Genomic DNA, 11,291 nt, shown 5'->3' with positions numbered 1-11,291 from the left:
TGCGAGACGACGATGAATGCGGACGTGAACGGCGCGGTGAATATTCGGAGAAAGATAACTCAGAGTCCTCCGACGGGGGATATGAGTAACGGCTGTTTGGCACAGCCCGGAGTCTTCCTGTTCGACCGCGAGAGCGGACGGTTCACACCGAGAGAGCAGGGAGACTGTAAACCCTAATATCCCAACGCTTGGGATTCCTCCGGCTTTAGCCGGAGGAGGATGTCAATGTCGGTACCCTCAGCGTGCTGGTCGGGATTCAAGCCAGCCTCATCGCCCGGAAATGGCGGGTTGACGAGCAGGTCGGTGCAACAATAAGCACGGCCAACACCTCCGCCATCGTCGGTACGTGTACGTGTGGGTGCTGTGGCCCACTCGTCGCAAAGGTTGCCGTCCTCGTTGCCGGCCCTACAGTTGCGGCGCCGCTGTACTGGGTCTTCGTCGATACATCGTCGCCACTGAGTGTGATCTTCATCGTCGGAAGTATGCTGCTGTTTACGGGCAGTATTCTCTATTCGATCGGCTCGGTGTATCGTCCCGACCGCTCTACGGACATCGCATCAATCCAGGCGGATTGAACACAGGGACACGGCCCTCGGTCTGAAAGCCATATTTATTGATACTGTCCTTGACGGACTTATTACGTGAATCTCTATGGGAGATGGTCATAGCCACGGAGGAGGCCAGAGTACCCGGAAGCTCGCCGTCGTTTCGGCGATCAACCTCGCTGGGTTCGTCGCAGAACTCGCCGGGGGACTCCTTTTCGGGTCGGTTGCACTCATCGGCGACGCCCTCCACATGCTGTTCGACGCGGTGGCGTACGTGCTTGCGCTCGGTGCGGTTTACGTCGGTCGGCGAACGGAGCCCGGGAGCCGTTGGTCGTACGGGCTGAACCGACTGGAACCTCTCGCTGCGTTCTTGAACGGCGTCCTGTTGGTCCCGATGGTCGGCTATCTCGTCTGGGAGTCGTACCAGCGGTACCTCCATCCGGTCGAGATCGAACCGCTTCAGACCGCTGCATTGGCTACTGGCGGATTAGTTCTCAACGTCGTTTCGGTGTACGTGATTCAGGGTGGGTCGATGAGTCTTAATGAACGGGGCGCATACTACCACCTCCTCGGTGATACCGGTGCATCCATCGCCGTGATCGTCTCGATGCTGGTCGTTGAGTTCACCGGTTCGAAGCTTGCGGACCCGATCACTGCCGTCATCATCGCGGCGATAATCGTCTGGTCCGCCATCGAGTTGATACGTGAGAGTAGCGCGATCTTCCTGCAGCGGAGTCCTGTTTCTGTGGAAGATGTTCGGAAACGACTCCTCGAAATCGGCGGTGTAGAAAGCGTTGAGGACGCGCACATCTGGGAGTTGTCCAGTTCCCTTCGTGTCGCGACCGTCCACGTTCGCGACCATGCGACGACGGTCGCCGAACGGGACGCCCTCAACGAGCGGATTTCGACGATTCTCGCGTCGGAGTACGATGCGGACCACGTCACAGTTGATCTCGTGTCAGCTGGCACCGACGCCGAGAAGCGACGGGAGCATTAAGCCCGATAGTTAATAATTTAGTCCGTGTTAATTATCAATCTCTCCCATTTAGACGGGGGTATTTGGCAGCAGGATTGTTAACCCCGTGTCGCTTACGTTGGAACATGACCAGCGGAGACGACTCACATCACGACCACGATCATGACCACGACCATGATCACGATAACTCTGAGAGCGACGAAGCCAGTGATCTCGGTGGAGAAGAGTCCGTCCAACTGACGGTGCCCGAGATGGACTGCCCGTCCTGTGCCGGGAAAGTCGAAACCAGTGTTCGCAAACTCGACGCCGTCGAGGCTGTTGATCCACAGGCAACGACTGGCACGCTTACTGTAGGGTACGAACAGGGAGGGACGACACCGGAGGAAGTCGCCGAACGGGTCGAAAAAGCGGGCTACACGGTCGAGTCCGGCGTCGGTGAGAAGACCGAGACGTTCACCGCACCCGAGATGGATTGTCCGTCCTGTGCCGGAAAAGTCGAGAACGCAATCGAGACCGTTGCGGGCGTCACTGCCTTTCGGACTCAGCCGACGACCGGGAAGATCACGGTTACGTTCGACCAGTCACAGACTTCGGCCGACGAGATCACTCGCGCAATCGAGAACGCCGGCTACGAGGTCACCGATTCGACTGCTGCCGGCGGAGACGGCGCTGTCGCCGAGACTGAGAGCGTCTGGCGCAGCACCCGGGCCATCAAGACCTGGATTAGTGGGGGGTTCACCCTACTCGGGTTACTGGTCGAGTTCGTCCTCGGTGGACTGAACGCCGAACTCCTCGCTGTCGCCGGCGTAGCGCTCTCGACCGCGGACGTGCTGTTCCTCGCCGCCGTCGTAGCCGGCGGACAGGAGATCGTTCGGGGTGGCTACTACTCCCTGCGCAACTGGAACCTCGACATCGACCTCCTGATGAGTCTCGCCATCCTTGGTGCCGTGACGGTCAGCTTCGTCTTCGGCGAGGCCCTCTACATGGAGGCGGCGACGCTCGCGTTCCTGTTCAGCGTCGCCGAACTGCTCGAACGCTACTCGATGGACAAGGCGCGTAACTCCCTTCAGGAGCTGATGGACCTTTCACCCGACGAGGCCACTGTCCGGCGCGACGGTGAAGAGGTGACTGTCCCAGTTGACGAGGTACAGGCCGGCGATGTGGTGGTCGTCAAGCCGGGTGAAAAGATCCCGCTCGACGGCGAAGTGCTCGAGGGTGAAAGCGCAGTCAACCAGGCACCGATCACTGGGGAGAGTGTCCCTGTTGACAAGACGCCGGGTGACGAGGTGTATGCCGGCACAGTCAACGAACAGGGCTACTTGGAGGTTCAGGTCACCTCCGAGGCCGGCGACAACACGCTCTCCCGCATCATCGAGATGGTGGAGAACGCCCAGTCGAACAAGACCGAGCGCGAGCAGTTCGTCGAGCGGTTCGCGGGCTACTACACGCCGTTAGTCGTCGTCTTCGCGGTGCTGGTGACGCTCGCGTCCCCGGCGGTGCTCGGCGCGACACAGACCCAGGGGATCGTCTACGGACTGACGCTGCTCGTGCTCGCATGCCCGTGTGCGTTCGTCATCTCGACGCCGGTCTCGGTCGTCTCGGGCATCACCAGCGGCGCGAAAAACGGCGTCCTGATCAAGGGCGGAAACCACCTCGAAGCGATGGGCGAGGTCGATGCGGTTGCTCTCGACAAGACTGGGACGCTCACGTTCGGCGAACTCACTGTCACCGACGTGATCCCGCTCGGAGAGAACACCGAAGACGACGTCCTCCGGTGTGCGAAGGGGCTCGAAACCCGATCGGAGCACCCCATCGGTGACGCTATCGTCGAGCGTGCCGATACACAGGATGTCGGTGACCGTCGCGTCTCGGAGTTCGAGAGCATCACCGGGAAGGGTGTCCGAGCCGAACTCGCCGGTACCGCCCACTACGCGGGGAAACCCGGCCTGTTCGAGGAACTCGGGTTCGACCTCAACCACGTCCACGCAGCGACGGACGGCGGGATGGTCACACGGAAGAGTCGGCAGATGTGCGAGCGAAACGATTGTGTGGACCTGCTGGAGTCCGTGGTTCCCGATCTCCAGTCAGAAGGGAAAACGGTCGTACTCGTCGGAACCGAGGACGAGATCGAGGGGGCCATCGCCGTCGCTGACGACGTACGAACAGAAGCCAAGCGGGCGGTTTCCCGCCTCCACGACCTCGGCGTCGAACACGTCGTGATGTTGACTGGGGACAACGAGCGCACCGCCCGCGCTATCGCTGAGAAGGTTGGAGTTGACGAGTTCCGTGCCGAGCTCCTCCCCGAGGACAAAGTCGAGGCGGTACAAGAACTCGACGAGCAGTACGATGGCGTCGCAATGGTCGGCGACGGTATCAACGACGCCCCCGCGCTGGCGACGGCCACCGTCGGCGTCGCCATGGGTGCAGCAGGGACCGACACCGCAATCGAGACCGCCGACATCGCGCTAATGGGCGACGACCTCTCACGCCTCCCGTACCTCTATGAGCTCTCCCACGACGCGAACAGCGTCATCCGACAGAACATCTGGACCAGTCTGGCCGTGAAGGCCGGCCTCGCGCTCGCCGTTCCGTTCGGCCTCGTCCCGATCTGGGCCGCAGTCCTGATCGGCGACGCCGGGATGACCCTCGGCGTTACCGGGAACGCGATGCGGCTCTCCCGTATCGACCCGGACATCGGCGAGTAACGACCGGCTGTCTCTCCCTTTCTCGGCTTCGTAGTGTTTGAGAGCGGTATTGCACGTCAGTCATGGGCCTTGGCTGATTTGAACCACGGTCGCTCCCGTTCGCTCGCTGCGCTCGCTCACCTCCCGCTCCCTGGTTCAGAATCCGCCAGGGCGACAGCCTCGGCTCCTCACTATCGTTCGGAGCACTCGGATGGGCCCTGGCGGATTTGAACCACCGATCACCCGGTTATGAGCCGGGGGCTTTAAACCAGACTAAGCTAAGGGCCCTTACCGAATAGCCGGACGGCTCGCCCTTGAGACTACCGAAAGGATCGACGCCGTCGCCAGGGCTCGAACCTGGGACAACCACGTTAACAGCGTGGTGCTCTACCAGCTGAGCTACGACGGCTCACTTCCTCGTACCGCGGTTTCACACAAATGGGTTTCGTTTCCACCCGCGGCCGTCGCACCGACACGGTTTCCCGCCGCCCGGGCGAACCCGAACCCATGACCGACGACGCCCTCGACGCCGTGCTCACGAGCGTGAGCGAGCGCGTCACCCCCGATGCCGACGAACGCGAGCGCCTGCGTGAGGTCGCCGATGAGCTGGCCGAGCGGGCCGACGCAGCCATCGACGATCTACCCGTCGACGCCGACACCATGCAGGTCGGCTCCAGCGCTCGCTCGACGTGGCTGGCCGGCGACCGCGACATCGACCTGTTCGTCCGCTTCCCGCCGGATCTCGACCGGGAGCGACTGGAGTCCTACGGCCTCGACGTGGGCCACGCCGTGCTCCCCGACGGCCACGAGGAGTACGCCGAGCATCCCTACGTCAAGGGCGAGTACGAGGGGTTCGACGTGGATCTGGTGCCGTGCTACGACGTGGAGTCGGCCACCGAGATCCGCTCGGCCGTCGACCGCACGCCGTTCCACGACGCCTTCCTGCAGGCCCGATACACCCCCGAACTCGCTGAGGGCGCCCGCCTTCTCAAGCGGTTCATGAAGGGCGTCGGCGTCTACGGCAGCGACCTCCGGACCGAGGGGTTCTCGGGCTATCTCGTCGAGCTCCTGATCCTCGAGTACGGCGGCTTCGTCCCGCTGGTTGAGGCCGCCGCCGAGTGGCACCCGCCCGAGCGGTTCGACCTGCGCGGCGACAGCGACCGACCGAGCGCCGCTGACCCCGGCGGCGATGGCGGTCCCGCCGAGGTCCCGCCCGAGGTGGCTGAAGCCGCCGAGTTCGACGATCCGCTGGTCGTCATCGACCCGACTGACCCCGACCGGAACGTCGCTGCCGTCCTCTCGGCCGCCAATCTCGCGCGCTTCCAACACTACTGCCGGGAGCTGCTCGACGAGTCCCGGGAATCGCTGTTCTTCCCCGAACCCACGGAGCCAATCGACGCCGACGGCGTCCAGAAGCATCTCGACCGCCGCGGGAGCCACGCCGTCGCCGTCGTGTTCGACACGCCGGACGTCGTGGAGGACCAACTGTACCCCCAACTCCGGCGTTCGCTTGCGGGGGTCGTTGGCGAATTCGACAGGCGGGGCTTCGACGTGCTGCGGGCCGAGACAGTCGCGAACGGCGTGGGTGAGGACGCTTCGGGCCGATCGGTTCTGCTCGTGGAGACCAGCGTCGACGAACTCCCCGCGGTCGCGCGTCACGAGGGCCCGCCCGTCCACGTGGGCGAGCACGCGAAGTCGTTCTACGACGCCTACGCCGACGACGAGTCGACGTACGGCCCATTCGTCGCGGCAGAGCGCTACGTCGTCGAACGGGAGCGCGACCACCGGACGCCCGAGGCGTTCCTCCGGAGCGATTCGCTGTTCGATGTGGCGCTTGGCACCCACGTCGAGACGGCGCTCGAAGCCGACTACGAGGTGCTCGTCGGCGAGGAAACCGCGACGCTGGCGGAAGCGTTCGGGACGGAACTTCGGGAGTATTTCGAGCCAGAAGTCTGATTCGGGCGCCCCCGCTCGCTCAGAGGCCGTGGATCTCGCGCAGTTCCGCGACCAGATCGGCCACTTCGTCAGTCGGCTCCGCGCCGTCGACGACTGGCTCCCGGCCGTCGAACGTCTCGTGGACCACGGCGACGCTCTCCGAGAGCGTGTCGAGGCCGTAGCCACCCTCCAGTATGAACGCCAGCGGGGCGTCGACGGTCTCGGAGAGTCGCTTGACGGCCTCGGTGAGTTGGGCGTACCCCTCCGTGGAGACGCGCATCCGGGAGATGGGGTCGTGGCGGTGCGCGTCGAACCCCGCGGAGATCAGGAGTAGGTCGGGATCGAAGCGCTCGATGGCGGGCGCGATTGCCTCTTCGAAGGCGTGGAGATACTCCGGGTCGCCACAGCCAGCCGAGAGCGGGACGTTCATCGTCGTCCCTTCGCCGGCGCCCTCGCCGGTCTCCTCGACTTCGCCGCTGCCGGGGTAGAGCCCCGCCTCGTGGGTCGAGGCGTAGAACACGTCCGGGTCGTCGTAGCAGATCTCCTGCGTGCCGTTGCCGTGGTGGACATCCCAGTCCCAGATGGCTACGCGGTCGACCTCCTCTCGGGTGGCGATAGCGTCGCGGGCGGCGACGGCGGCGTTGTTGAAGAAACAGAACCCCATCGCCTCGTCGGATTCGGCGTGGTGCCCCGGCGGCCGGCCGAGCGCGAAGGGGGTGTCCCGGCCGTCGGCGCCGTCGAGGGCGGCCTCGGCGGCCCAGATCGAGAGGCCGGCGGACTGGAGCGCGACGTCGTAGGTGTCCGGGCCGGCGACGGTATCGGGGTCCCACTCCCCGCCGCCGTCCTCACAGAACTCCCGGACGGCGTCGACGTGTTCGGCGTCGTGGGCGCGCTCGATGGCCGCGCCGTCGGCGGAGTCGGAATCGACGTAGCTGACGCCGTGGCGCTCCTTGAGCGCCTCCCGGATCGCCCGCATGCGGTCGGGTGACTCGGGGTGGCGGGGACCGGTATCGTGGTCGAGACAGCGTTCCGAGTAGCCGAACTGCATTACTCGAAGAGGGCGAAGTACGTCTCGATATCCTCGGCCTGCACGGTGCGCCGGTCGGCGTGGCGGGCGAGTTTCGCGGCCGCGCGGGCGACGTTGTCGGCGTAGTCCTCGAGGATGTCCGCCAGCGCGATGCGGGCCTCCATCGACACCCGGTAGCGGTCGTCGATGCGCAGGCGGGCGATCCGGTCGACGGGCGCGACGGGGAGGTCGATGTCCTCGCGTTCGACGACCTGCTGGACGCCGAAGTCGTCGGCCATGAGGGTCTTGCGGCCGTCTTCGGTCGCGCGTTCGGCGGCCTCGATGGCGAGTTCGGCGCCGCGGTCCTGAATGCGGGCGGCCAGTTCCCCGGCCGCCTCGGCGCTCACTCGGAGCCCGTCCGCGTTGCGCCGGATGATGGCGTCGACGGGGGCGAACGGCAGCTCGACGGTCATACCGTTAGGCGGGGCGTGGCGCGTAAAACGCTTCCCCTCCGTTCTCAGGGCGTAACGGACGACGTGAACGCGTCGCGGTGGGTCGGCGCCGCTGCTCGCTGTTGGTGGTGTTCCGGCGGCGATTTGAACGCGCGAAGCTCACTCCGTTCGCTTCGCTGGCTCAATTCGCCGCGACGGCCGTTTCGCTTCACGGACTCCTCGCTGTCGCTCGTCGTCGTAGTTCAGCGAAAACGTCCCGGCGGCGATTTGAACGCCGGTCCCTGGCTCCGCAAGCCAAGAGGATAGTCCACTACCCTACCGGGACTCATATCGATAAACGCCCGACCTGCATAAGTCGGTTGCGGTTCCCGGACACCGTGAGCAGGAGGCACAAACGACGTTTTGTCCGTCCGGCGGGCTTATGCAACGAGCGCCCGACTGCCTGTGTATGGAGCGCCGAACGTTCCTCACGGCTGCGGCGGGACTGCTCGCGGCGACCGCCGGCTGTGTCGGCGGCGGGCCCGAGACGCCCGACGACGGTCCCGCAACGACGCCGACGCCGTCGATCACCGCACGCTCACTCGAACCGCTCGAGGGCTGCCACGAAGCCGGGAGCGCGCTGATCAGTGCCGATGGAACAACCGTCACCGTCGAGGGCTGCATCGTCGGCAAGAACGGCTGTATGGTGGCCGCACTGGACTCGGCGACCTATGACGCCGACGCGGACGAACTCACGGTCCGCGTGGTCACCGAGGACGAGTCCGACACCGACGAGATGTGTACCCAGCAAATCGTCCACCGCGGCTACCGGGCCACCGTCGAGTTCGACGGCGGCCTCCCCGGGACGACGACGGTGATCCACGACGGGATGGACGGCGAACAGCAGGTCGCCCAGGCCGAAACGAACGGCTGACGGGAGAACTAAACGCCGGAGCGCCCAACGGCCTGTATGGGCATTCTCGACTCGCTGAAGTCCGTGCTGGGCATGCGCGCGGAGGCCGACGCCGCGAGCGCGGCCGACCCCGACGCGCTGTTCGGCATGAGCACCGCCTACGTCACGATGGAGGCCGAACTCGGCTACGAGTCGGCCGGCGCCGCCGCGCTCTGTTTCTCCGAGGTCGACAGCACCGCGTTCGCCGACGCCGTCGATCAGGTCGAAGCCATCCTCCAGGCTGGCGAGAACGAGACCGGGACCGTGTTCCGCCGCCGGAAGGACGACCACGGCTACCACTGGGTGGTCCTCGAGGACGACGACCCGGAGGACCTGGTCACGAGCGTCCACTTCGCCGCCGACGAGTTCGTCGAGCAGGGCTTCGGCTCCCGCCTACTCGCGGCCGTGTTCGGCTTCGAGAAGGCCGGCGACGACGCCGAGGCGGCCGGCACGTCGGGCGACCGCGGGGCGGCGGCGGCGCGGGCCAGCACCGACCGCGCCTACTGGATCTACTCGTTCCGCCGCGGCGCCTACTACCCGTTCTGCCCCAGCGGCCAGCACGAACGGAACAGCAAGGCCGAGTTCAAACTCCGCTCCGTGCTGGACGGCGAACTCGACATCGAGGACGACGAGTCCCACTGGTACCCACTCTGGCCCGACAGCGTCGGCGGCCACCCGTGGGAGTGACCGATGACTGACGACACGCCCGCGGTCTACGACCACTACCGCCCGCGCGGCGACGACGGCCCGGTCTACCGCGTCGTCGGTGTTGACGCCAATCGAGCGACGCTGCTCCGCCTCACCGACGACGAGGGGAACCGCGAGGCGACCGGCGACCTCCGGTACGTCGACCGCGACGAACTCGACACCGCGTTCCACCCGGCCGACAATCCTGACCCGCGCTTCGAGGCGCCTGACTACCTCGCGGGGCTGATGGTCCTCGCCGGCGTCGCCGTTGCGGTCCACCCCGCCGGCGACCGTGTCTCGGGCGCCATTCTGGCCCTCGGCGGCGGCTACCTCCTCTGGCGTCGGCACTGATTCGCCGCCGCGTCTTCCGGTTTCAACGTTCGGCTCGTCGCTCACTCGCCGCCTCTCACGGGCACCAGTTTCACTTTCACCCTACTGTTAACGAGGGTTTATCCCCGGTGACGCACAACGATGGTGTATGCCAGAAGACGACCTCGAAAGTCTCCCAGGCGTCGGCCCCGCAACCGCAGACAAGCTCGTTGACGCGGGCTTCGAGAGCTACCAGAGCATCGCCGTGGCCAGCCCCGGCGAGCTATCGAACTCCGCGGACGTGGGCGACTCGACGGCTGCTGACGTGATCAACGCGGCCCGCGAGGCCGCCGACGTGGGCGGCTTCGAGACGGGCGCGACCGTGCTCGAGCGCCGCGAACGGATCGGGAAGCTCTCGTGGCTCATCGACGACGTCGATGACCTGCTCGGCGGCGGGATGGAGACACAGTCCATCACCGAAGTGTACGGTGAGTTCGGTGCCGGGAAGTCTCAGGTCACCCACCAAACGGCGGTCAACGTCCAGCTAACCCAGGAGAACGGCGGCCTCAACGGTGGCTGCATCTTCATCGACACCGAGGACACGTTCCGCCCCGAGCGGATCGACGACATGATCCGGGGTCTCGACGACGACATCATCGCCGACGAACTCGAACGCCGCGAGATCGAGGGCGAACCGGGCGATGAGGAGACGATGGAGGCGCTGCTCGAGTCGTTCCTCGACAACATCCACGTCGCGAAGGCGTTCAACGCCAACCACCAGATGCTGCTGGCCGAGAAGGCCCTCGAACTCGCGAAGGAACACGAGGAGGACGAGTGGCCGATCCGCCTGCTCTGTGTCGACTCGCTCACCGCCCACTTCCGCGCGGAGTACGTCGGCCGTGGCGAACTCGCCGAGCGCCAGCAGAAACTCAACAAACACCTGCACGAACTCGACAAGGTCGGCAACCTCCACAACGTCGCCGTCCTCGTCACGAACCAGGTCGCCTCCAACCCCGACTCCTACTTCGGCGACCCGACCCAGCCCATCGGTGGGAACATTCTGGGCCACAAGTCCACGTTCCGCATCTACCTCCGCAAGTCGAAGGGCGACAAGCGTATCGTGCGCCTTGTCGACGCGCCCAACCTCGCCGACGGCGAGGCGATCATGCGCGTGCAGGACGAAGGCCTGAAGCCGGAGTAATCGCGAGGAGCGACCTCCGGGAGCGACGAGCGTTTTTGGTCGAGCTTTTGCCGAGCGAGCACCGCGAGCGCAGCGCAAAAGGTCGGTGTCGCAGGACGAAGGCCTGAAGCCGGAGTAATCGCGAGGAGCGACCTCCGGGAGCGACGAGCGTTTTTGATCGAGCTTTTGCCGAGCGAGCACCGCGAGCGCAGCGCAAAAGGTCGGTGTCGCAGGACGAAGGCCTGAAGCCGGAGTAAATCCGCTAGAACGCAGTCCGAACGCGGTTCCGTTTTTCGCGACCCTTACTGCTCCTCGTGCTGGGGCAGCGCCTCGATGTCCGCCGCCGTCGCGTCGTGGTCGTCGGGCAGGCGCTCGATGCAGTCGAAACAGAGGAAGAACTCCGAGCCATCGGCCAGTTCCAGATCCATCCCCTGGCTCGGGCCGTCGTTGCTGAACGACCAGAAGTCGCCGATACCGCCGCCGATCCGCACCCGCCGGTCACAGCCGTCACAGCGTTGGGAGGCCATCGACGGCGGTTCGGGGCCGAGGCGGTTAGGCGCTCCGGCGGCGGCGCCGTCGCTCGCCG

Annotated in this window: 10 protein-coding genes, 3 tRNA genes and 1 pseudogene; 8 read left to right on the top strand and 6 right to left on the bottom strand. The window is 65.4% G+C overall.

Annotated elements, in window-relative coordinates; genetic code table 11:
* The 3 genes and pseudogenes from J2753_RS13675 to J2753_RS13665 form a co-directional block, all read left to right on the top strand.
* Nucleotides 1-177: pseudogene (locus J2753_RS13675) on the top strand (RNA-guided endonuclease TnpB family protein); the annotation flags it as partial.
* Nucleotides 178-651: 474 nt separating this feature from the next.
* Complete coding sequence (locus tag J2753_RS13670; RefSeq protein ID WP_209492609.1) at nt 652-1,542, top strand: cation diffusion facilitator family transporter; 891 nt, start codon at nt 652-654, stop codon at nt 1,540-1,542.
* Between the two features lie 104 nt (nt 1,543-1,646).
* Nucleotides 1,647-4,226 carry a heavy metal translocating P-type ATPase gene (locus J2753_RS13665; RefSeq protein ID WP_209492608.1) on the top strand — a complete coding sequence of 860 codons (2,580 nt, stop codon included), beginning with the start codon at nt 1,647-1,649 and terminating at the stop codon, nt 4,224-4,226.
* Between the two features lie 191 nt (nt 4,227-4,417).
* Here the strand turns inward: J2753_RS13665 and J2753_RS13660 are convergent.
* Nucleotides 4,418-4,493 (bottom strand) — tRNA-Ile (locus J2753_RS13660).
* Nucleotides 4,494-4,541: 48 nt separating this feature from the next.
* Nucleotides 4,542-4,614, bottom strand: a tRNA-Asn gene (locus J2753_RS13655).
* A 98-nt stretch (nt 4,615-4,712) separates the two neighbouring features.
* Here J2753_RS13655 and cca point away from each other — a divergent pair.
* Nucleotides 4,713-6,161 (top strand): CCA tRNA nucleotidyltransferase, encoded by a 1,449-nt coding sequence (cca, locus tag J2753_RS13650; RefSeq protein WP_209492607.1) that lies wholly within the window; start codon nt 4,713-4,715, stop codon nt 6,159-6,161.
* 19 nt (nt 6,162-6,180) lie between these two features.
* Here cca and J2753_RS13645 read toward each other — a convergent pair whose 3' ends face one another.
* The 3 genes from J2753_RS13645 to J2753_RS13635 form a co-directional block, all read right to left on the bottom strand.
* Nucleotides 6,181-7,188: a histone deacetylase family protein gene (locus tag J2753_RS13645; protein WP_209492606.1), complete on the bottom strand. Its 1,008-nt coding sequence runs from the start codon at nt 7,186-7,188 to the stop codon at nt 6,181-6,183.
* Nucleotides 7,188-7,619, bottom strand: a complete 432-nt coding sequence (locus J2753_RS13640; RefSeq protein ID WP_209492605.1) for a histone — start codon at nt 7,617-7,619, stop codon at nt 7,188-7,190. Before J2753_RS13640 ends, J2753_RS13645 begins: the two co-directional genes overlap by 1 nt.
* Nucleotides 7,620-7,850: 231 nt before the next feature.
* A tRNA-Arg gene (locus J2753_RS13635) sits at nt 7,851-7,923 on the bottom strand.
* Nucleotides 7,924-8,046: 123 nt separating this feature from the next.
* Here J2753_RS13635 and J2753_RS13630 point away from each other — a divergent pair.
* The 4 genes from J2753_RS13630 (at nt 8,047) to radA (ending at nt 10,726) form a co-directional block, all read left to right on the top strand.
* On the top strand, nt 8,047-8,511 hold the full coding sequence (locus J2753_RS13630; RefSeq protein WP_209492604.1) for a hypothetical protein: 465 nt from the start codon (nt 8,047-8,049) through the stop codon (nt 8,509-8,511).
* A 36-nt stretch (nt 8,512-8,547) separates the two neighbouring features.
* The gene (gene pspAB / locus J2753_RS13625) at nt 8,548-9,216 is read left to right on the top strand and encodes a PspA-associated protein PspAB (RefSeq protein ID WP_209492603.1); all 669 of its coding nucleotides are present in this window, start codon (nt 8,548-8,550) and stop codon (nt 9,214-9,216) included.
* A 3-nt stretch (nt 9,217-9,219) separates the two neighbouring features.
* Nucleotides 9,220-9,567: a hypothetical protein gene (locus tag J2753_RS13620; protein ID WP_209492602.1), complete on the top strand. Its 348-nt coding sequence runs from the start codon at nt 9,220-9,222 to the stop codon at nt 9,565-9,567.
* Nucleotides 9,568-9,694: 127 nt separating this feature from the next.
* Nucleotides 9,695-10,726: a DNA repair and recombination protein RadA gene (radA, locus tag J2753_RS13615; protein WP_209492601.1), complete on the top strand. Its 1,032-nt coding sequence runs from the start codon at nt 9,695-9,697 to the stop codon at nt 10,724-10,726.
* Between the two features lie 281 nt (nt 10,727-11,007).
* Here radA and J2753_RS13610 read toward each other — a convergent pair whose 3' ends face one another.
* Nucleotides 11,008-11,232, bottom strand: a complete 225-nt coding sequence (locus J2753_RS13610; RefSeq protein ID WP_209492600.1) for a DUF7561 family protein — start codon at nt 11,230-11,232, stop codon at nt 11,008-11,010.
* Between the last annotated feature and the right edge of the window lie 59 nt (nt 11,233-11,291).

This window comes from Halolamina salifodinae (genome assembly GCF_017874235.1).
GTDB lineage: Archaea > Halobacteriota > Halobacteria > Halobacteriales > Haloferacaceae > Halolamina > Halolamina salifodinae.
The sequence above is the reverse complement of the archived record's forward strand: the minus strand, read 5'-3'. Positions and strand labels throughout refer to the sequence as shown.